Source organism: Pseudomonas sp. CH235 (assembly GCF_004368175.1).
Lineage (GTDB): Bacteria > Pseudomonadota > Gammaproteobacteria > Pseudomonadales > Pseudomonadaceae > Aquipseudomonas > Aquipseudomonas paraglycinae.
This window is the reverse complement of sequence record NZ_RRZJ01000041.1, coordinates 18,597-40,680: the sequence shown is the minus strand read 5'-3', so window position 1 is coordinate 40,680 and position 22,084 is coordinate 18,597. Positions and strand designations below refer to the sequence as shown.

Genomic DNA, 22,084 nt, shown 5'->3' with positions numbered 1-22,084 from the left:
TTTTGCCCGCTTCGATAGTGATCACTGCACCGTTCGACAAGGTCACGGTCACTGGCGAGCCAGCGGCGTTGGTCAGGGTCGCGGTGTAGGTGATCGATCCGCCTTCGGCCACGGTGCCGGTCGCGCTGAGCGACAGATTGGTGGTATCGACGGTGTCGGTGACGGTGGTCGAAACCGGGGTTTTATCAGCCACCAGATTTTCGTAGTTGCCACCGCTCACGCCGGTGATTGCGTTGGTCAGCGGTGCATGACCGGTCAGCGCGTCGTTCGGCGCGGTAGTGGTCACGGTGCCGGTGGTCTTGCCGACTTCGATGGTAATGCTCTGGCCGTTCGACAGGTTCACGGTCACAGGCGAGCCAGTCACTGGCGCACCTACGGTCGCGGTGTAGGTGACGGTGCCACCCTCGGCCGCTGTTGCGGTCGCGGTCAGCTTCACGGTGGTGGTATCGATGGTGTCAGTAACGCTGGTCACTGCTGGCGTGGTGCTGGTCACCAGGTTTTCGAAGTTGCCGCCCGTGGCGTTGGTGATCGTGGCTTGCACGTTGCCGGCGTCTTTGTAGACGTCATCGGCTGGCGCGGCGACGGTCACGGTGCCCGTGGTTTTACCGGCCTCGATGGTGATCACGGCGCCATTGCTCAAGGTCACGGTCACCGGGGTGCCCGCAGCGTTGGTCAGTGTCGCGGTGTAGGTGATCGAACCACCTTCGGCCACGGTGCCGGTCGCGCTGAGCGACAGGTTGGTGGTGTCGACGGTGTCGGTCACGGTAGTGCTGACCGGCGTCTTGTCGGCCACCAGATTTTCGTAGTTGCCGCCCGTCACGTTGGTGATCGCGTTGGTCAGCGGCGCGTGGCCGTTGAGCGCATCGTTAGGTGCCGTGGTCGTCACGGTGCCGGTGGTTTTACCCACTTCGATGGTGATGCTCTGGCCATTCGACAGGTTCACGGTCACTGGCGAGCCAGTCACCGGCGCGCCAACGGTAGCGGTGTAGGTGACGGTGCCGCCTTCAGCCGCCGACGTGGTCGCGGTGAGTTTCACCGTGGTGGTGTCGATGGTATCGGTGACCTGGGTCACGGCCGGAACGGTGCTTGGCACCAGGTTCTCGAAGTTGCCACCGGTGGCGGTCGAAATGGTCGCTTCGACTTTGCCGGCGTCTTTGTAGACGTCGTCTTTCGGTGCGTCGACGGTCACGGTGCCGGTGGTTTTGCCAGCTTCGATGGTGATTACGGCGCCGTTGCTCAAGGTCACGGTCACCGGAGTGCTCGCAGCGTTGGTCAGTGTGGCGGTGTAAGTGATCGAACCGCCCTCGGCAACCGAATTGGTGGCGCTGAGGGTCAGGTTGGTGGTGTCGACCGTGTCAGTGACGGTGGTCGAAACCGGTGTTTTGTCGGCTACGAGGTTCTCGTAGTTGCCGCCCGTCACGCCGGTGATCGCGTTGGTCAACGGCGCGTGGCCGGTCAGCGCATCGTTCGGTGCGGTGGTGGTGACGGTGCCGGTGGTCTTGCCGACTTCGATGGTGATCGACTGACCGTTGGACAGTGTCACGGTGACTGGCGAACCGGTCACAGGCGCGCCAACAGTCGCGGTGTAGGTGACGGTGCCGCCTTCAGCCGCCGACTCGGTCGCGGTCAGTTTGACCGTGGTGGTGTCGATGGTGTCGGTGACTTCGGTAACCGCCGGAACAGTGCTCGGCACCAGATTCTCGAAGTTTCCGCCGGACGCATCCTTGATAGTGACTTCGACCTTGCCGGCATCTTTGTAGACGTCGTCTTTCGGTGCATCGACGGTCACGGTGCCGGTGGTTTTGCCAGCTTCGATGGTGATCACGGCGCCGTTGCTCAAGGTCACGGTCACCGGAGTGCCCGCAGCGTTGGTCAGTGTGGCGGTGTAAGTGATCGAACCGCCCTCGGCAACCGAATTGGTGGCGCTGAGGGTCAGATTGGTGGTGTCGACGGTGTCAGTGACGGTGGTCGACACCGGCGTTTTGTCGGCTACGAGGTTTTCGTAGTTGCCGCCAGTCACGCCGGTGATCGCGTTGGTCAGCGGCGTGTGGCCGTTGAGTGCATCGTTCGGCGCGGTGGTGGTGACAGTGCCAGTGGTTTTGCCCACCTCGATGGTGATCGACTGACCATTGGCCAGGGTCACGGTCACAGGCGAGCCGGTCACTGGCGCGCCAACAGTCGCGGTGTAAGTGACGGTGCCACCTTCAGCGGCCGTTTCGGAAGCGGTCAGCTTCACGGTCGTCGTATCGACGGTGTCGGTGACTTCCGTTACGGCTGGAACGGTGCTCGGAACCAGGTTCTCGAAGTTGCCACCGGTTGCGTCCTTGATCGTGACTTCGACTTTGCCGGCGTCTTTGTAGACGTCATCGGTTGGCGCGGCGACGGTCACGGTGCCGGTGGTTTTGCCGGCCTCGATGGTGATGACAGCGCCGTTCGACAGGGTCACGGTCAGCGGTGTGCCGGCCGGGTTGGTCAGGGTCGCGGTGTAAACGATCGAGCCACCTTCGGCCACGCTGTCGGTCGCGGTCAGCGACAGATTGGTGGTGTCGACGGTGTCGGTCACGGTGGTGCTGACCGGCGTCTTGTCGGCGACGAGGTTTTCGTAGTTGCCACCGCTCACGCCAGTGATCGCGTTGGTCAGCGGCGTGTGGCCGTTAAGCGCATCGTTTGGCGCAGTGGTGGTCACGGTGCCGGTGGTCTTGCCCATTTCGATGGTGATCGACTGACCGTTGGCCAGCGTCACGGTGACTGGCGAACCGGTCACAGGTGCGCCGACGGTAGCGGTGTAAGTGACGGTGCCACCTTCAGCTGCCGATTCAGTCGCGGTCAGTTTGACGGTGGTGGTGTCGATGGTGTCGGTGACTTCGGTCACGGCCGGAACGGTGCTCGGCACCAGGTTCTCGAAGTTGCCACCGGTGGCGGTCGAAATGGTTGCCTCGACTTTGCCAGCATCTTTGTAGACGTCGTCTTTCGGTGCATCGACGGTCACGGTGCCGGAGGTTTTGCCGGCCTCGATGGTGATGACAGCGCCGTTCGACAAGGTCACGGTCACCGGAGTGCCGGCCGGATTGGTCAGGGTCGCGGTGTAAACAATTGAACCGCCCTCGGCCACCGAGCCAGTTGCGCTCAGGGTCAGGTTGGTGGTGTCGACGGTATCAGTGACGGTGGTCGAAACCGGCGTTTTGTCGGCCACGAGATTTTCGTAGTTGCGGCCAGTCACGCCAGTGATCGCGTTGGTCAGTGGCGCATGGCCGTTGAGCGCATCGTTCGGTGCGGTGGTGGTGACGGTGCCCGTGGTCTTGCCGACTTCGATGGTGATCGACTGACCATTGGCCAGGGTCACGGTCACAGGCGAACCGGTCACAGGCGCGCCGACGATAGCGGTGTAAGTAACGTTTCCGCCTTCAGCCGCCGACTCGGTCGCGGTCAGTTTCACCGTGGTGGTGTCGATGGTGTCGGTGACGTTGGTCACGGCCGGAACGGTGCTCGGCACCAGGTTCTCGAAACCACCGCCAGTAGCGGTCGAAATGGTTGCCTCGACTTTGCCGGCGTCTTTGTAGACGTCGTCTTTCGGCGCATCGACGGTCACGGTACCGGTGGTTTTACCGGCCTCGATGGTGATGACAGCGCCGTTCGACAGGGTCACGGTCACCGGCGTACCTGCCGGGTTGGTCAGGGTCGCGGTGTAAGTGATCGAACCACCCTCGGCAACCGAATCGGTGGCCGTCAGGTTCAGGTTGGTCGTGTCGACAGTGTCCGATACCGAGGTGTCGGCGGACTTGCCGTCGACCGCCAGGTTTTCGTAATTGCCACCGGTGGCCTTGTCGATGGTCACGCTCAGCGAGCTGCCGCCCGCCAACGGGCTGTTCGGCGCGACGAAGTTCACGGTGCCGGTGGTCTCGCCGACGGCGATGGTGATGGTCTGTCCGTTGGACAGGGTCACGACGAGCGGCGAACCGGTCACTGGCGCCGTCACGGTCGCGGTGTAGACCACGGTTTCGCCTTCGGCGACGTTGGCGGTAGCGGTCAGCGACACGGTGGACGTGTCGATGGTGTCATTGACGGTGGTGACCGCCGGGGCGGTGCTGGTGACCAGGTTTTCGAAGTTGCCACCGGTGGTGGTCGAAATGGTCGTCTCGACTTTGCCGGCGTCCTTGTAGACGTCGTCCTTCGGTGCATCGACGGTCACGGTGCCGGAGGTTTTTCCGGCCTCGATGGTGATCACGGCGCCGTTGCTCAAGGTCACGGTCACCGGGGTGCCGGCGGCGTTGGTCAGGGTGGCGGTGTAGGTGATCTGGCCACCTTCGTTGACTTCCGGCGTGGCGCTCAGGGTCAGGGTGGTGGTGTCGATGGTGTCGGTGATGGTGGTGCTGACTGGCGTTTTATCGGCCACGAGGTTTTCGTAGTTGCCGCCGCTCACACCGGTGATCGAGTTGGTCAGCGGCGTATGGCCGTTGAGCGCATCGTTTGGCGCGGTGGTGGTAACGGTGCCGGTGGTCTTGCCAACTTCGATGGTGATCGACTGACCGTTGGCCAGGGTCACGGTCACAGGCGAGCCGGTCACTGGCGCGCCAACGGTGGCGGTGTAGGTAACAGTGCCGCCTTCAGCAGCCGACTCGGTCGCGGTCAGTTTGACGGTCGAGGTGTCGATGGTGTCGGTGACATCGGTGACGGCTGGATCGGTGCTTGGCACCAGGTTCTCGAAGTTGCCGCCAGTTGCATCCTTGATGGTCACCTCGACCTTGCCGGCATCCTTGTAGACGTCATCGGCAGGCGCAGGAACGGTCACGGTGCCGGTGGTTTTACCGGCCTCGATGGTGATGACGGCGCCGTTGCTCAACGTCACGGTCACCGGGGTGCCGGCCGGGTTGGTCAGGGTCGCGGTGTAAACGATCGAACCGCCCTCGGCCACCGAGTCAGTGGCGCTGAGGGTCAGGTTGGTGGTGTCGACGGTATCGGTGACGGTGGTCGAAACCGGGGTCTTGTCGGCTACGAGATTCTCGTAATTGCCGCCGGAAACGCCAGTGATCGCGTTGGTCAGCGGGGTGTGACCGTTCAACGCGTCGTTCGGTGCGGTGGTGCTGATGGTGCCGGTGGTCTTGCCGACTTCGATAGTGATCGACTGACCATTGGCCAGGGTTACGGTCACAGGCGAACCCGTCACCGGAGCGCCGACGGTCGCGGTGTAAGTAACGGTACCGCCTTCAGCCGCCGACTCGGTCGCGGTGAGTTTCACCGTGGTGGTGTCGATGGTATCGGTGACTTCGGTAACAGCCGGAACAGTGCTCGGCACCAGGTTCTCGAAGTTGCCGCCGGTTGCATCCTTGATGGTCACTTCGACTTTGCCGGCGTCCTTGTAGACGTCATCTTTCGGCGCATCGACGGTCACGGTGCCGGTGGTTTTACCGGCCTCGATGGTGATGACTGAGCCGTTGCTCAACGTCACGGTCACCGGAGTGCCGGCCGGATTGGTCAGGGTCGCGGTGTAGGTGATCGAGCCGCCCTCGGCCACGGAATCGGTGGCGCTCAGGGTCAGGTTGGTGGTGTCGACGGTGTCAGTGACGGTCGTCGAAACCGGAGTCTTGTCGGCGACCAGATTCTCGTAGTTGCCGCCGCTCACGCCGGTGATCGCGTTGGTCAGCGGAGTGTGACCGTTCAACGCGTCATTCGGCGCAGTGGTGGTCACGGTACCGGTGGTTTTGCCCACTTCGATGGTGATCGACTGACCATTGGCCAGCGTCACAGTGACCGGCGAACCGGTCACTGGTGCGCCGACAGTAGCGGTATAAGTGACAGTGCCACCTTCAGCCGCTGATTCGGTCGCTGTGAGTTTTACCGTGGTGGTGTCGATAGTGTCGGTGACTTCGGTAACGGCCGGAACGGTGCTTGGCACCAGGTTCTCGAAGTTGCCGCCGGTTGCGTCCTTGATGGTCACTTCGACTTTGCCGGCGTCTTTATAGACGTCATCGGCTGGCGCCGGAACGGTCACGGTGCCGGTGGTTTTGCCAGCCTCGATGGTGATGACGGAGCCGTTGCTCAACGTCACGGTCACCGGGGTCCCGGCAGGATTGGTCAGGGTCGCGGTGTAGACGATCGAACCGCCTTCGGCCACGGAACCGGTGGCGCTCAGCGACAGGTTGGTGGTGTCGATGGAATCGGTGACGGTGGTGGTCGCTGGCGTCGTGTTTGGCACCAGATTCTCGAAATTGCCGCCGGTGGCACCGGTAATCGTGGTGCTGACGGTGCCGCCGTTGTTGTAAACGTCATTCGGCGCGGTCGGCACGTTGACGCTGCCGGTGGTCTGGCCGGCGCCGATGGTGATGGTCGAGCCGTTCGACAGGGTGACGGTCACCGGCGTCTGCGCCGGGTTGGTCAGGGTCGCGGTGTAGGTGATCTGGCCACCTTCGACCACGGTGCCGGTAGCGGTCAGGGTCAGGCCGGTGGTGTCTCGCGAATCGACGATCGTGGTAACGGCCGGTGTCGGGTTCGGCACCAGGTTTTCGAAGTTGCCGCCCGTGGCACCGGTGATGGTGGTGGTGACGGTGCTGCCGTTGTTATAGACGTCATTCGGTGCGGTCGGCACGTTGACGGTGCCGGTGGTCTGGCCGGCGCCGATAGTGATGGTCGAGCCGTTGGACAGGGTCACGGTCACCGGCGTCTGCGCCGGGTTGGTCAGGGTCGCGGTGTAGGTGATCTGACCGCCTTCGGTCACGCTCGGGCCCGCCGTCAGGGTGACGGTGGTGGTGTCGATGGTGTCGGTGACCTGGGTCGTGGCCGGGGTGGTCGGCGGGGTCACGGTGATGCCGTTGCCGCCGGTGGTGCCGGTGACGGTCACGTCGATCTGGGTCGGGTCGTTATAAACAGTGTCGTTCGGTGCCAGCGGCACGTTGACGGTGCCGGTGGTGGAACCGGCCGGAATCACGATCACCGCGCCGTTGGACAGGGTGATGGTCAGGTCGGTCAGCGGCGCCTGGGTCAGGGTCGCGGTGTACACCAGAACGCCGCCGGCTTCGGTAATGCTCGGCGTGGCGCTGAGGCTCAGGGTCGATTCGCGCAGGACATTGGCGTTGGTGTCGGTGGTCTGGCCGCCGGTGATGTTCTGGGCGGCCTGGCCGGCAGCGTTGATGCCTGCGGTCGGGAAACCAATGGTCGGGTCGACACGGCCAGCGGTCGCATCGAGCATCACGAAGCTGTGACCGCCACCGGCGGCACCGCCAGTTCCTGCGGCGCTAGGGCCGGCGGCGGTGGATTCAAGGGCGGTAGTCGGGTCGACACCGGCGGCGATGGCTTGTTGCAGCTCTTCTACCGACGGCGCGGCTTCGGCGGTGGCTTCGGCCAGGTCGGTGCTGGAATCCGGGGCATCGGCGCTCCACTGAGTGTCGCGGCCCAGATCGATCGTGCGGCCATCGGCCAGTTCCAGGGACACGGCGCCGGAAACGCCGGTGTCGACCTGATCGCCGGCAAACAGCCGGTCGCCTTCAACGAGTACGCGACGGACGCCCTCTGGGGACACCACGAAAACCTGACCAACAATGCTTTTGACGATGGCAACAACACTGCTCATTGAAGACTCTCCGGGTGTCACGTTCAGTTGACTTCCATAGACCTGATGGCTGTCTGCGCCGATTCAGTCTGGACGTACTTTTAAAAAAAGATGAAACAAAGTTGACGCTGTTGTTCGTCAATATTTTGGCTAGATTCTTTCGCTATTAACTTTATGCCAAACTATTGACCTTCTGGGTGCCATCCTAAACAATCGCCCCAGTAATGTCACATTGATATTTATGCGGCGACCTGCCCTTCAGCGTGTGATCCAGTTCCGGTTTTAAACTTTCCGACATACGGTCATTCCGGTTGCCATCTTCCGACGCAGCTCGTCATTTTGCTGTGATTCAAGACAAGAAGTTCTGGGAAATCTTTACCATGCGTTCGCACCTGTTCAAGGCTCTACCCTTCGCTCTCGCCGCGTCTTTCGTACAAGCACAATCCTTACCAGAAGCCATGCAGCAGGCGCTGGATGTCCATCCGGAAATCCAGGCAGGGGTCAACAGCCGACTGGCCGCGGATTATCAATTAAAGGCTGCAAAAGGTGGATACCTGCCCAAGGTCGATCTGCTGGGCGGTTATGGCCGTGAAGGCACCGACAGCGTGACCACCCGTGCCGCCGGTGGTGGCAATCACTGGGAAACCCTGAACCGCAGCGAGTCAAGTTTGCGTCTGTCGCAAATGGTTTTTGACGGTTTTGCGACGTCCAGCGAAGTCGGGCGTCAACAAGCCACCGTCAACTCCCGCGCGTATTCCTTGCTCGGCACTTCCGAGCGCACTGCGCTGACCGTGGCCCAGGTTTACCTGGACGTGCTGACCCGTCGTGAGTTTGTGCGTCTGGCCGAGGAAAACCTGAAGAGCCACCAGCGCATCTACGACCAGATCCAGCTGCGCACCCAGCGCGGCGTCGGCAGCGGTGCCGACCTCGATCAGGCCGAAGCGCGGATGGCCCAGGCCCGCAACAACCTGATCACCGAGCAGACCAACCTCGCCGACTCGGAAACCAATTTCCTCAGCGCCGTCGGCCAGATGCCCGATCAGCTGGAGCGTCCGGCGCCGTTCATGGCGATGATGCCGGCCAACCTGAATGAAGCGCGCCAGCAGATGCTGGAAAACAGCCCGATCCTGCGTTCGGCCGAGTCCGATATCGCCGCGGCCGAGAAGCAATACGAGACTGCCAAGTCGACCTTCTACCCGCGTTTCGACGCCGAGCTGGGCCGCACCGCCGACAACGACCTCGACGGCCAGAACGGTCACAACAACGAATGGCAGGCCATGCTGCGCATGCGCTTCAACCTGTATTCGGGCGGCAGCAACAAGGCGGACCTGGAATCCAAGTCGTACCTGTCGAACCAGGCGCTGGACATCCGCAACAACGCCTTGCGTCAATTGAATGAAGAACTGGGCCTGGCCTGGAACGCCCTGAACAACGCCAACGCTCAGGTGCCGATCGCTCAGCAGTACGTTGATCACAGCACCTCGGTGCGCACCGCATATCAGCGTCAGTTCAGCCTCGGCGAACGTACCCTGCTGGATTTGCTCGACAGTGAAAACGAGCTGTTCACCGCTTCGCGGCGTCTGGCTGAAATCAAAAACATTCAGTTATTTACTCAGTATCGAATCAAGGCGACCATGGGCGAATTGCTCAAGAGCCAGGGAGTGGTCGCACCCTTGGCATCCGTTGTGCAGAACGACGTTAAGCCCAAGGTTCAGCTGCCTGGGATGAATTGAGTTGTCCCTTGTCAACTGCTAAAGAGTGTCGAGCGTGGAATCAGAAGTCAGTCGAGTTCATCTCAGTCATGATCCACGCGCGTTGCATGACGATCCGTTACTGGACGGTCTGCTCGCTCTTTGCATGCTCCACCAGAAACCCGCCAGCGCGGCGATGCTGACCACCGGCCTGCCGCTGCCCAAACAACGCCTGAGTGTCGAGCTGCTGCCCCGTGCGGCGGCGCGCGCCGGGCTGCAAGGACGGGTGCTGCAGCGCAAGCTGGAAGAGATTCCGGCGATTGCCATGCCGGCGCTGTTGCTGCTCAAGGATGGCCGCAGTGCCGTCCTGCTCGGCTGGCAGGGTGAGAACGACGCGCGGGTGCTGCTCAGCGAAAGCGACGGCGGTGAATCCCTGGTCAGCCGCGAGCTGCTGGCCGACGACTACACCGGCAAAGTGTTCTTCGCCCAGCCCCAGCACAAATTCGACGTCAACCACGGCACGCTGATCCCGCGTGCGCGCTCTTGGTTTCGCGACACCCTCAAGCGTTCGCGCTGGCTGTATGCCGACGCCATCGCCGCCAGTTTTCTGATCAACATCATCGCCATGGCCGCGCCGCTGTTCGTGATGAACGTCTACGACCGCGTGGTGCCGAACCAAGCCGAAGCGACCCTGTGGGTCCTCGCGCTGGGTATCACCGGCGCCTATCTGTTCGACCTGATCCTCAAGAGCCTGCGCAGCCTGTGCCTGGATCTGGCCGGCAAGAAAACCGACCTGATCATCTCTGCCACGCTGTTCGAGCGCATCGTCGGCATGGCCATGAAATACCGCCCCGCGCGGGTCGGCAGCTTTGCCCAGAACATCCATGAGTTCCAGAGCCTGCGTGACTTCCTCGCCTCGCTGACCCTGACCAGCCTGATCGACCTGCCGTTCACCCTCCTGATCTTCATCGTCATCGCGATTCTCGGCGGGCATCTGGTGTGGATTCCGGTGCTGGCCTTTCCGATTGCGCTGCTGATCGGCTACGCATTGCAGAAGCCGCTGGTGGCAACCATGGAACGCACCATGGCCCTCGGCGCCGAGCGTCAGTCGAGCCTGATCGAAACCCTAGCCGGCCTCGACGCGGTGAAGGTCAACAACGCCGAAAGCGAACGCCAATATCAGTGGGAGCAAACCATCGGCACCCTCAGCCGCCTCGAGCTGCGGGTGAAAATGCTCTCCGGTCTGGCGATGAACATCACCCTGCTGATCCAGCAATTGGCCGGGGTGATCATGATCGTCTTCGGCGTGTACCAGATCATCGCCGGCAACCTGAGCATGGGCGGCCTGATCGCCTGCTACATGCTCAGTGGCCGCGCCCTCAGCCCGCTGGCGTCGTTGTCCGGTCTGCTGACCCGCTACCAGCAGGCGCGGGTGACCATGACCTCGGTCGACCAGATGATGGAGTTGCCGCAGGAGCGCAATTTCGAAGAACGCCCACTGAGCCGCAAGGTTCTGCAAGGCGCGATCGAATGCCGCCAGCTCAGCTTCACTTACCCGGAGCAACAGAACCCGGCGCTGAAGAACATCAACCTGGTGATCCGTCCCGGCGAGAAGATCGGCATCATCGGCCGCAGCGGTTCCGGCAAAAGCTCACTGGCGAAACTGCTGGTCGGCCTGTATCAGCCGGACGATGGTGCGTTGCTGGTGGACGGCGTCGACATCCGCCAGATCGACGTCAGCGAGCTGCGCTACAACATCGGCTACGTGCCGCAGGACATCCAGCTGCTGGCCGGCACCCTGCGCGACAACCTGATTTCCGGCGCCCGTTACGTCGAGGACGAGCTTGTCCTGCAAGCCGCTGAACTGGCCGGCGTCCACGAATTCGCCCGACTGCACCCGCAGGGTTATGAGCTGCAAGTCGGCGAGCGCGGGCAGAACCTGTCCGGCGGTCAGCGCCAGAACGTCGCCCTGGCCCGGGCGCTGTTGCTCAATCCGCCGATTCTCTTGCTCGACGAACCGACCAGCGCCATGGACAACACCGGCGAAGAACGCCTCAAGCAACGCCTCGCGGCGGTGGTGGAAAACAAGACCGTGGTGCTGGTGACGCACCGGGCATCGCTGCTGTCGCTGGTCGATCGCCTACTGGTGGTCGACCGTGGACAGATCCTCGCCGACGGCCCGAAAGCGGCCGTCATGGAAGCGTTGAAGAAGGGGCAAATCAGTGTTGCTTAAGTCGGGTTTCAAGGATTCGATCCGCCGCTACTTCAAGGGCTCGGCATCGCTGCAGGGCCAGCCGCTGCCAGAGGTCAACAAGGCCTTGATCGAGGACGCGCCGCGCGTGGTGCGGCTGACGATCTGGGCGATCATCGGTTTCTTCGTGTTCCTGATGCTGTGGGCCAACTTCGCCGTCATCGACGAAGTGACCAAGGGCGACGGCAAGGCGATTCCCTCGTCGAAGATCCAGAAAATCCAGAACCTCGAGGGCGGGATCGTCTCCGAGCTGTTCGTCAAGGAAGGCCAGATCGTCGAGGCCGGCGCACCGCTGGTACGGCTGGATGACACGCGATTCGCCTCCAACGTCGGTGAAACCGAGGCTGATCGCCTGTCGATGCTGCTGCGGGTCGAGCGCCTGAGTGCCGAGGTCGATGACCGGCCGCTGAATTTCCCCGAGGACGTGCTCAAAGCCGTGCCGGGTCAGGCGAAAAGTGAAGAATCGTTGTACATCAGCCGTCGTCAGCAACTGCACGATGAAGTCGGTGGTTTGCAGGAACAGTTGATCCAGCGTCAGCAAGAGCTGCGTGAGTTCACCTCGAAGCAGGCGCAGTACCGCCAGCAACTCGGCCTGCAACGTCAGGAAATCAACATGTCTGAGCCGCTGGTGGCCCAGGGCGCGGTGTCGCCGGTGGAAGTGCTGCGACTCAAGCGTGCCGAAGTGGAAACCCGTGGTCAGCTCGATGCCACCACCCTGGCGATCCCGCGCGCCGAATCGGCGATCAAGGAAGTGCAGCGCAAGATTGACGAGACCCGCGGCAAGTTCCGCAGTGAAGCCCTGACCCAGCTCAACGAGGCGCGCACCGACCTGAACAAGGCCCAGGCCACCGGCAAGGCGCTGGAAGACCGGGTCAGCCGGACGCTCGTCACCTCGCCGGTGCGGGGCATCGTCAACAAGATGCTGGTCAACACCATCGGCGGCGTGATCCAGCCGGGCAGCGACCTGTTGGAAATCGTGCCGTTGGACGACACGCTGCTGGTCGAAGCGAAGATCCGTCCGCAGGACATTGCATTCCTGCATCCGGGTCAGGAAGCCACGGTGAAGTTCACCGCGTATGACTACACCATCTACGGTGGGCTCAAGGCCAAGCTGGAACAGATCGGCGCCGACACCATCACCGACGAAGACAAGAAAACCACCTACTACGTCATCAAGCTGCGCACCGAGCGCAGCCATCTCGGCACTGACGAGAAGCCGTTGCTGATCATCCCGGGGATGGTCGCGTCGGTGGACATCATCACCGGCAAGAAGACCGTGCTGAGCTATCTGCTCAAACCGATCATCCGGGCGCGCGCCGAGGCGTTGCACGAACGCTAGATCTTTATTGGCCTTTCGGGCCTCATCGCTGGCAAGTCGAATCGTCGCACCGCAGCTCCCACAGAGTTCTTTAATGAGCACACAATTGTGTTCTAACCGAGCTCCCTGTGGGAGCTGGCTTGCCAGCGATGGCGTCAGTTTGAACACCACATCCCTGTCAGTAAGTGACACAAATGGTCACTCACCATCCAGTCCATTCCAAAGCAATCGCCATATCGTTATTCGTTAACAGTATTTAAATTCCGCTTCTTATAGCTATAAAGTCAGCCTCCTGCGTACCTGCCGACCAATCGGCGCGCCGCACGACACGAACCAACACGCAATCCAGCGTGAGATTCTGATCGACGCGCGCGCCCTTGAGCGTGCCGTGCGTGGGAGATTGATTGATGTCCGCAGCTACTGCTACCCCAAGCGCCGCGACTGTCGCGCCGCAAACCTTCGAGATCCGCCCGTTCAGCGGTGCCGTCGGCGCCGAAATCATCGGCCTCGACCTGACCCGTCCGGTCAACGACGAAGACTTCGCCCGCATCCACCGCGCGCACCTCGATCACCACGTCGTGGTGTTCCGCGACCAGCGCATCACCCCGCAACAGCAGATCGACTTCAGCCGCCGCTTCGGCGTGTTGCAGATCCACGTGCTCAAGCAGTTCCTGCTGGCCAATCACCCGGAAATCCTCATCGTTTCCAACATCGTCGAGAACGGCCAGAACATCGGCCTCGGTGATGCCGGCAAGTTCTGGCACTCGGACCTTTCCTATAAAGAGCTGCCGAGCCTCGGCTCGATGCTGCACGCCCAAGAGCTGCCGTCCGAAGGCGGCGACACCCTGTTCGCCGACATGCACAAAGCCTGGGACAGCCTGCCCGACGCACTGCGCAAAGCGGTCGAAGGCCGCTCGGCTGCGCATTCCTACACCGCGCGTTACAGCGAAACCAAATTCGAAGGCAACTGGCGCCCGACCCTGACCCCGGAGCAATTGGCCCAGGTCGCCGAGGTCGTGCACCCGGTGGTCCGCACCCATCCGGAAAACGGCCGCAAGGCCTTGTTCGTCAGCGAAGGCTTCACCACCCGCATCGTCGGCCTGCCGGAGGACGAGAGCAAACAACTGCTCGACGAGCTCTACGCCCACAGCGTGCTGCCGCAGAACATCTATCGCCATCAATGGCAGCCACACGACCTGGTGTTCTGGGACAACCGCTCGCTGATCCACCTTGCCGCCGGTTGCCCTGCGCACCTGCGCCGCAAGCTGTATCGCACCACCATTCAGGGCGACGCGCCTTTCTGATTCGCCGGAGATCCGATCATGTCCAAACGTCTTCCATTCGCGCCGCTGGCAGCGGCCATCGGCCTCGGTTTCAGCCTGATCGCCGGCAGCCTGGTGGCGCCGACCGCGGCCCACGCCGAAGGTGAAATCCGCATCGCCGAACAGTTCGGTATTGTCTATCTGTTGCTCAATGTGGTGCGCGATCAGGGTCTGATCGAGAAGTACGGCAAGCAGGAAGGCCTCGACATCAAGGTCGACTGGACCCAGTTGTCCGGCGGTGCGGCAGTCAACGATGCGCTGCTCTCCGGCTCCATTGACATTGCCGGCGCCGGCGTCGGGCCGCTGCTGACCATCTGGGATCGCACCCACGGCAAGCAGAACGTCAAAGCCGTGGCCTCGCTGGGGAACTTCCCGTACTACCTCGTCAGCAACAATCCCAAGGTCAAAACCATCGCCGACTTCACCGAGAAGGACCGCATTGCGGTGCCGGCAGTGGGCGTTTCCGTGCAGTCGCGCTTCCTGCAATACGCGGCGGCCAAGCAGTGGGGCGACAAGGAATTCAATCGCCTCGACAAGTACACCATCGCCGTTCCGCACCCGGACGCCACCGCTGCGCTGATTGCCGGCGGCACCGAGCTGACCGGGCACTTCTCCAACCCGCCGTTCCAGGATCAGGCGCTGGAAAATCCGAATGTGCACGTGGTGCTCAACTCCTATGACGTGCTCGGCCCGAACTCGCCGACCGTGCTGTTCGCCACCGAGAAATTCCGCAACGAGAACCCGAAAACCTACAAGGCGTTTGTCGAAGCCCTGACCGAAGCCGCGCAATTTGCGCAGAACGATAAGGGCGCGGCGGCGGACACCTACATCCGCGTGACCAAGGCCAAGATCGACCGCGCCGCGTTGCTGAAAATCATCGACAACCCGCAGTTCGAATTCAGCGTCACGCCGAAAAACACCTACCCGCTCGCCGAATTCCTCTACCGCGTCGGCGCGATCAAGAACAAACCCGAATCGTGGAAGGACTACTTCTTCCAGGACGCCAAACCGTTGCAGGGGAGCTGATCGACATGAACGCCCCTTTGCAAGGCCACGCGGCCAGCAACCCGATCGCCACCGCGCAAGCGCTGCTGGCGGTCGACCAGGTCAGCCTCGAATACCGCACGCCGCAGCGCGTCGTGCGGGCCACCCATCAGGTCAGTTTCGAAGTCGATCAACAGGATCGCTTCGTGCTGCTCGGTCCTTCCGGCTGCGGTAAATCCACCTTGCTCAAAGCCGTCGCCGGGTTCATAGCGCCGTGCGAGGGCGAGATCCGTCTGCAAGGCCAGCGCGTCGATGCGCCGGGGCCGGACCGGATCGTGGTGTTTCAGGAGTTCGATCAACTGCCACCGTGGAAAACCGTCAAACAGAACGTGATGTTTCCGCTGCTGGCTTCGCGCACGTTGAAGAAAAAGGAAGCCGAAGAGCGCGCGCTGCATTATCTGGAAAAAGTCGGTCTGGCGGCGTTCGCCGATGCCTATCCGCACACCTTGTCCGGGGGCATGAAAGCGCGGGTGGCGATTGCCCGGGCGCTGGCGATGCAGCCGAAAATCCTGCTGATGGACGAGCCGTTCGCCGCGCTGGATGCCCTGACCCGCCGCAAGATGCAGGAGGAATTGCTGCTGCTCTGGGAGGAGGTGCGGTTCACCTTGCTGTTCGTCACCCACTCGATTGAAGAAGCGCTGGTGGTCGGCAATCGCATCCTGCTGTTATCGCCGCACCCGGGCCGGGTGAGGGCGGAAGTGCACAGTCATCAATACGATTTGCACAGCCTTGGCGGCGTGGCGTTTCAAGAGTCGGCACGGCGCATTCACCGTTTGCTGTTCGATGAAGGGCAGTCGCCGGAAGCCGAGCGCGAACTGGATTTCACCGATATCCGCATCGCTTATTGAGCCGCCTGGAGGATTGCCCGATGAGCCATTCATCATCCGTACGTCAAGAATTCGAAAACGATCTGCAACCGCTGACCAGCGTCCCGGTGGAGCGCGAGCTGCCGCTGGGCCAGCGCCTGTGGCAACAGGGCTGGCTGCGCAAAAGCGTGATCCTGATTTTGCTCGCCGTGCTCTGGGAGGTGGTCGCCCGGGTGCAAAACAACGACCTGTTGCTGCCGAGCTTTTTGCAGACCAGTCATGCGCTGTACGACGGCCTGCTCAGCGGCGAGCTGCTGGGCAAGGTGTGGATCTCGCTGGTGGTGCTGATCAAGGGTTACCTGATCGGCATCGTCCTGGCCTTCGCTCTGACCACGCTGGCGGTTTCGACCCAGGTGGGTCGGGACTTGCTCAGCACCCTGACTTCGATGTTCAACCCGCTGCCGGCGATTGCGCTGTTGCCGCTGGCGTTGCTGTGGTTCGGCCTGGGGCAGAACAGCCTGATTTTCGTGCTGGTGCATTCGGTGCTGTGGGCGCTGGCGTTGAACACTTACGCCGGGTTTCTCGGCGTCTCGGAAACCCTGCGCATGGCCGGGCGCAACTACGGCTTGAAGGGCATGCGCTTCGTGCTGTTCATCCTGATTCCGGCGGCGCTGCCATCGATCCTCGCCGGGCTGAAAATCGGTTGGGCCTTCGCCTGGCGTACCCTGATCGCCGCCGAACTGGTGTTCGGCGCCACCAGCGGCAAGGGCGGCCTGGGCTGGTACATCTTCCAGAACCGCAACGAGCTGTACACCGACAAGGTGTTTGCCGGTCTGGCGGTGGTTATCCTCATCGGTCTGCTGGTGGAGAACCTGGTATTCGACACGCTGGAGCGGGTGACGGTGAAACGCTGGGGGATGCAGCGCTGATTTTCTGATCTGCTAGCATTGCGTGCGAATCAATCCTGATCGGTCACGAGTGCTCAGCATGCAACTCCCGGACATGAACCTGTTGGTCGCCCTCGACGCCTTGCTCGACGAGGGCAGCGTGGTCGGCGCCGCGCGGCGGATGAACCTCAGCCCGGCGGCCATGAGCCGCACGCTGACGCGGATCCGCGAAGCCATTAGCGATCCGATTCTGGTGCGCGCCGGTCGCGGCCTGGTGCCGACGCCCAAGGCCCTGGAGCTGCGCGAGCAGGTGCGCGATGTGATCGAGCAGGCGGCGCTGCTGTTTCGCTCGGCCGATGCGGTGGAACTGGGGACGTTGCGCCGGCGCTTCAGCATTCGCGCCAACGACTTCTTCGTCGGTGTGTACGGCGGCAAGCTGTTCGACACCCTCGATCAACTGGCGCCGCACTGTGAGTTGCGTTTCGTTCCCGAAGGTGATGGCGACGATGAAGCCCTGCGCGAAGGGCGGATCGACCTGAGTGTCAGCAACACCCGCCCGGTGACGCCGGAAGTCAAAGTGCAGAACCTGTTTTCCACCCACTTCGTCGGCTTGGTGCGCGAGGATCATCCGCTGCTGGATGGCGAGATCACGGCCGAACGTTACGCCGGTTTTTCCCACATCAGCATGTCCCGCCGGGGCATCGCCCGTGGGCCCATCGACACCGCTTTGAATGCCCTGGGGCTGGAGCGACGGGTGGCAGTGATTGCGCCGAGTTTCCACGCGGCGATGTTCGCCCTGCCGGACTCCGACCTGATTTTGCCGGTGCCCAAGGAAGCGCTGCTCAGCGTGCGGCGGCTGGGCTTGAAGCTGCGCTCGTTCAATCTGCCGGTCCCGTTGCCGACCCTGATGCTGACCCAGGCCTGGCACCCGCGTTTCGACAAGGATCCGGCCCACCGCTGGCTGCGTGAAACCCTCAAGACCTGCTGCGACGAAACCTGGCTGGCGGCACAGCCCTGACGATTGCGTCTGGCGCACTTATAAGCTGCCAATAAGTCAATTTTCGTCAGCACTAAGCCCTACTAACATGCTCCGGTATTTTTCCCTCCGGAGTTTGCTTGCATGACATCCCTGACGGTCACGGCACCGATTGCCGCTACCGCTCCGATGGCAGCCGCGCCACCGGTGTTCGGGGCGCGGATCATCATCGGTCTGGTCGGTGTGCTGCTGGCGGTGCTGGTGTCGGGTCTCAACGAGATGGTGACCAAGGTCGCCCTGGCCGACATTCGCGGCGCCCTGAGCATCGGTTACGACGAAGGCACCTGGCTGGTCGCCAGTTACACCGCGACCTCGGTGGCGGCCATGGCGTTCGCGCCGTGGTGCTCGGTGACCTTTTCCCTTCGTCGCTTCACCCTGTGCGCCATCGGCGTGTTCACCCTGCTCGGGGTGCTTTGCCCGTTCGCCCCGAACTACGAAAGCCTGCTGCTGATGCGCATCCTGCAAGGCTTGGCCGGCGGTGCGCTGCCGCCGATGCTGATGACCGTTGCCCTGCGTTTCCTACCGGCCAATATCAAACTGTATGGCCTCGCCGGTTATGCCCTGACCGCTACCTTCGGCCCTGGTCTCGGTACGCCGCTGGCCGGGCTGTGGACTGAGTACGTCGGCTGGCAGTGGACGTTCTGGCAAATCATCGTGCCGTGCCTGATCGCCATGGCCGCTGTTGCGTACGGCTTGCCGCAGGATCCGCTGCGTCTGGAACGCCTCAAGTCATTCAACTGGAAAGGCCTGCTGCTGGGCTTTCCGGCGATCTGCATGCTGGTGATCGGCCTGCTGCAGGGCAATCGCCTGGACTGGTTCGAGTCGAACCTGATCTGCGCTTTGCTCGGCGCCGGTTCGCTGTTGCTGGTGGCGTTTCTGATCAATGAATGGTCGCAGCCGATTCCATTCTTCAAGTTGCAGATGCTCGGCATTCGTAACCTGTCGTTCGCGCTGATGACGTTGGCCGGCGTGCTGGTGGTGCTGCTGGCGGTGGTGCTGATTCCATCGAGTTATCTGGCTCAGGTGCAGGGTTACCGGCCGGTACAGACCGCGCCGATCATGCTGATCGCGGCGTTACCTCAGTTGATCGCGCTGCCGCTGGTGGCGGCGTTGTGCAACCTGCGTTGGGTCGATTGCCGCTGGGTGCTCGGCATCGGTTTGAGCATGCTGACGCTGTCGTGCCTGGGCGGCTCGCAGCTGACCTCGGAATGGATTCGCGACGATTTCTATGTCCTGCAATGGCTGCAGATTTTCGGCCAGCCGATGGCGGTGCTGCCGTTGCTGATGCTGTCGACCGGCAGCATCCAGCCGCAGGACGGGCCGTTCGCTTCGGCGTGGTTCAACACCGTGAAAGGCCTGGCGGCGGTGGTCGCCACCGGCGTGATCGAGGCGCTGACCACTTCGCGCCTGCATTTTCACTCGACGATGCTGGTCGATCGCCTCGGCAATTCGCCGCTGGCCGCAAGCAACGACCCCGGCCTCGCCCATCGCCTGCATGAACAGGCGGTGGTGCTGACTTCTTCGGATCTTTATCTGTGCATGGCCGGCGTCGCGGTGGCGCTGATCCTGCTGATTTTCTGGCTGCCGACGCGGATCTTCCCGCCGCGCGCGCCGACCTGACTGAAATAGAAGGTTCTTATGACGACTCAAGCAAAGCAAAAACTCGCGGTGGCTGTGGCCGCTGCGCTGGCGGTCGGTGTGCTGGTGTATCTGGCGATGCCCGGCCTGTTCGGCAAGCGTACTCAGCAGAACACCAACGATGCGTTCGTTTCTGCCGACTTCACTCTGGTGGTGCCGCGTGTGGCGGGGTTCATCAAAGAGGTGCTGGTGGAAGACAACCAGCAGGTCAAGGCCGGGCAGTTGCTGGCGCTGATCGATGACCGCGACCTGCGCGCCGCCGCCGAGGCCGCCGATGCGCAAACCCTGGTCGCCCGCGCTCAATTGCAGAACACCAAGGCCACGCTGGAGCGCCAGACCTCGGTGATCGCCCAAGCGCAGGCGTCGGTGGTTTCGGCCAAGGCTGAAATGGCCTTCGCCCAGCAGGAATTGAACCGCTACAACCACTTGGCCGGCGTCGGTGCCGGCACCGTGCAGAACGCGCAACAGGCGCGCACCCGGATCGATCAGGCCTCTGCGCGGCTGGACACGGCCACCGCGAAACTGGCGGCGGAACGTAAACAGGTCGAGATTCTGACGGCGCAGCGCGATGCTGCCGAAGGCAGTTTGAAACACGCTCAGGCCGCGCTGGAAATCGCCAGTTTCGAGCTGTCCTACACGCGCATCACCGCGCCCCAGGACGGCATGATCGGTGAGCGCGCCGTGCGGGTCGGCGCCTATGTGACGCCGGGCAGCAAACTGCTGGCGGTGGTGCCGTTGAAGCAGGCCTATGTGGTCGCCAACTTCCAGGAAACCCAGCTCACCGACGTGCAGCCGGGGCAGGACGTTATCGTGCGGGTCGACAGCCTCGGCGGCGAAGCGCTCACCGGCCGTGTCGAGAGCATCGCCCCGGCTACCGGCGTGACCTTCGCGGCGGTCAAACCGGACAACGCCACCGGCAACTTCACCAAAGTCGTGCAGCGGATTCCGGTGAAGGTCCTGCTGGATCCGGGCCAGCCGCTGGCCGAACGCTTGCGGGTGGGGATGTCGGTGGAGGCGAGCATCGACACCGAAAGCTCGGCGACGTCGGTGCGTGAGGTGACACAGCGATGAAGCGCTTTCATTCCCTGACAGTGGTCCTGAGTCTGTCGGCGCTGGCGGCGTGCACCGTCGGCCCGGACTTCCAGAAACCCGAAGCCACGCAGATTGCCGAGTGGGCAAAACCGTCAAAAACTGCCGTCAGCCAGGCTGTCAGCGAACCTTTGAACGAGCGCTGGTGGGAAGTCTTTCACGACGCGCAACTCTCGGCCCTGACCCAGCGCGCCCTGCGCAGCAACCTCGATCTGCAACTGGCCAGCAGCCGTCTGCAACAAAGCCGCGCTGCCCGTCAGGTGATCAGCGCCGACCGCTATCCTACGACTGCCGCCACCGGTAGCTACGCACGCAAACGCAACAGCGGCGAGGGCCTGAACGACCCGTCCGGGCACAACGGCGATTCTGCCTTCAACCTGTGGGATGCCGGTTTCTCCGCCTCTTGGGAGCTGGATTTCTGGGGCCGTGTGCGCCGGGAAACCGAAGCGGCCGATGCCAATCTCGAAGTCGCGGAAAACGACCGTCGCGGTGTGCTGCTGGCGGTGCTCGCGGACACCGCGCAGAACTACATCCAGCTGCGTGGTGTGCAGAACACCCGCGCGGTCACCGAGCAGAACCTCGACGTGGCGCGGCACAGCCTGAAGCTCTCGCAACTGCGCCTCAACGATGGCGTGGCCACCGATCTCGACGTCGCCGAAGCCGCCGCGCAAGTGGCGGCCATCGAATCGCGCCTGCCGGCGCTGGAGCAACGTCAGGCGCAACTGATCAACGCCATCAGCCTGTTGATGGGCGAACCACCGCAGGCGCTGGCGAAAGAGTTATCCACAGATGCGCCAGTGCCACAGTCGCCGCTGACCGTCGCCATCGGCCTGCCGTCGCAACTGGCCGAACGTCGCCCGGACATCCGCCAGGCCGAAGCCCGATTGCATGCCGCCACCGCCAACATTGGCGTGGCCAAGGGCGATTTCTATCCGCGCATCACCCTGTCCGGCAATCTCGGCTCGCAAGCCATGCAGCTCAGTGATTTCGGCTCCTGGGGCTCACGGGCCTTCGGCATCGGCCCGCAATTCAGTCTGCCGCTGTTCGACGGCGGCCGCCTGCGCGGCGTGCTGCAACTGCGCGAAGCCCAGCAACAGGAAGCGGCGATCGGTTATCAACAGACCGTCCTGCGCGCCTGGCACGAAATCGACGACCAGTTGACCGCCTACAACGCCAGCCAGCGCCGCCGCGACAGCCTCGCCGAAGCCGTGCGCCAGAACCAGATCGCCCTGCGCACCGCACAACAGCAATACGTCGAAGGCGTGGTCGACTTCGTCAACGTCCTCACCGTGCAAGGCGCACTGCTCGCCACCCAGGAACAATGGGTGGAAAGCTCCACCGGCGTTTCATTGGCGATGGTCGGGCTGTACCGGGCGTTGGGCGGGGGATGGGAGTCGGTGTATCCGGTGGGGGAGATGGCGCAGCGTTGATTCTCCCACCCGAATGATGGCCTTTCGCT

At 62.7% G+C, this 22,084-nt stretch carries 12 protein-coding genes; 11 read left to right on the top strand and 1 reads right to left on the bottom strand.

Annotation, left to right across the window (positions count from 1 at the left end; genetic code table 11):
• A partial coding sequence (locus EIY71_RS26705) for a retention module-containing protein (protein WP_134023759.1) occupies window positions 1–7,564 on the bottom strand: 7,564 nt, incomplete at its 3' end.
• A 359-nt stretch (window positions 7,565–7,923) separates the two neighbouring features.
• Between EIY71_RS26705 and EIY71_RS26700 the strand changes: the two genes are divergently transcribed.
• From EIY71_RS26700 to EIY71_RS26650, 11 genes are all read left to right on the top strand, one after another.
• Window positions 7,924–9,276: a TolC family outer membrane protein gene (locus EIY71_RS26700; RefSeq protein ID WP_102688570.1), complete on the top strand. Its 1,353-nt coding sequence runs from the start codon at window positions 7,924–7,926 to the stop codon at window positions 9,274–9,276.
• A 34-nt stretch (window positions 9,277–9,310) separates the two neighbouring features.
• Window positions 9,311–11,467, top strand: coding sequence for a type I secretion system permease/ATPase (locus tag EIY71_RS26695; RefSeq protein WP_085748533.1), 2,157 nt, complete (start codon window positions 9,311–9,313; stop codon window positions 11,465–11,467).
• Window positions 11,457–12,824 (top strand): HlyD family type I secretion periplasmic adaptor subunit, encoded by a 1,368-nt coding sequence (locus tag EIY71_RS26690; RefSeq protein WP_011331851.1) that lies wholly within the window; start codon window positions 11,457–11,459, stop codon window positions 12,822–12,824. Before EIY71_RS26695 ends, EIY71_RS26690 begins: the two co-directional genes overlap by 11 nt.
• Window positions 12,825–13,210: 386 nt before the next feature.
• Complete coding sequence (locus tag EIY71_RS26685; protein ID WP_085613330.1) at window positions 13,211–14,107, top strand: TauD/TfdA family dioxygenase; 897 nt, start codon at window positions 13,211–13,213, stop codon at window positions 14,105–14,107.
• 18 nt (window positions 14,108–14,125) lie between these two features.
• A complete protein-coding gene (locus EIY71_RS26680; RefSeq protein WP_074689341.1) occupies window positions 14,126–15,151 on the top strand; it encodes an ABC transporter substrate-binding protein in 1,026 nt (341 codons plus the stop codon).
• Between the two features lie 5 nt (window positions 15,152–15,156).
• A complete protein-coding gene (locus EIY71_RS26675; protein WP_085748531.1) occupies window positions 15,157–16,017 on the top strand; it encodes an ABC transporter ATP-binding protein in 861 nt (286 codons plus the stop codon).
• Between the two features lie 20 nt (window positions 16,018–16,037).
• Window positions 16,038–16,904, top strand: a complete 867-nt coding sequence (locus tag EIY71_RS26670) for an ABC transporter permease (RefSeq protein WP_011331855.1) — start codon at window positions 16,038–16,040, stop codon at window positions 16,902–16,904.
• A 58-nt stretch (window positions 16,905–16,962) separates the two neighbouring features.
• Window positions 16,963–17,880, top strand: coding sequence for a LysR family transcriptional regulator (locus EIY71_RS26665; protein WP_134023757.1), 918 nt, complete (start codon window positions 16,963–16,965; stop codon window positions 17,878–17,880).
• 102 nt (window positions 17,881–17,982) lie between these two features.
• Window positions 17,983–19,518 carry an MFS transporter gene (locus EIY71_RS26660; RefSeq protein ID WP_085748530.1) on the top strand — a complete coding sequence of 512 codons (1,536 nt, stop codon included), beginning with the start codon at window positions 17,983–17,985 and terminating at the stop codon, window positions 19,516–19,518.
• Window positions 19,519–19,536: 18 nt separating this feature from the next.
• Window positions 19,537–20,607 carry an HlyD family secretion protein gene (locus EIY71_RS26655; RefSeq protein ID WP_085748529.1) on the top strand — a complete coding sequence of 357 codons (1,071 nt, stop codon included), beginning with the start codon at window positions 19,537–19,539 and terminating at the stop codon, window positions 20,605–20,607.
• The gene (locus EIY71_RS26650) at window positions 20,604–22,055 is read left to right on the top strand and encodes an efflux transporter outer membrane subunit (protein WP_085748528.1); all 1,452 of its coding nucleotides are present in this window, start codon (window positions 20,604–20,606) and stop codon (window positions 22,053–22,055) included. Before EIY71_RS26655 ends, EIY71_RS26650 begins: the two co-directional genes overlap by 4 nt.
• Window positions 22,056–22,084 lie beyond the last annotated feature (29 nt).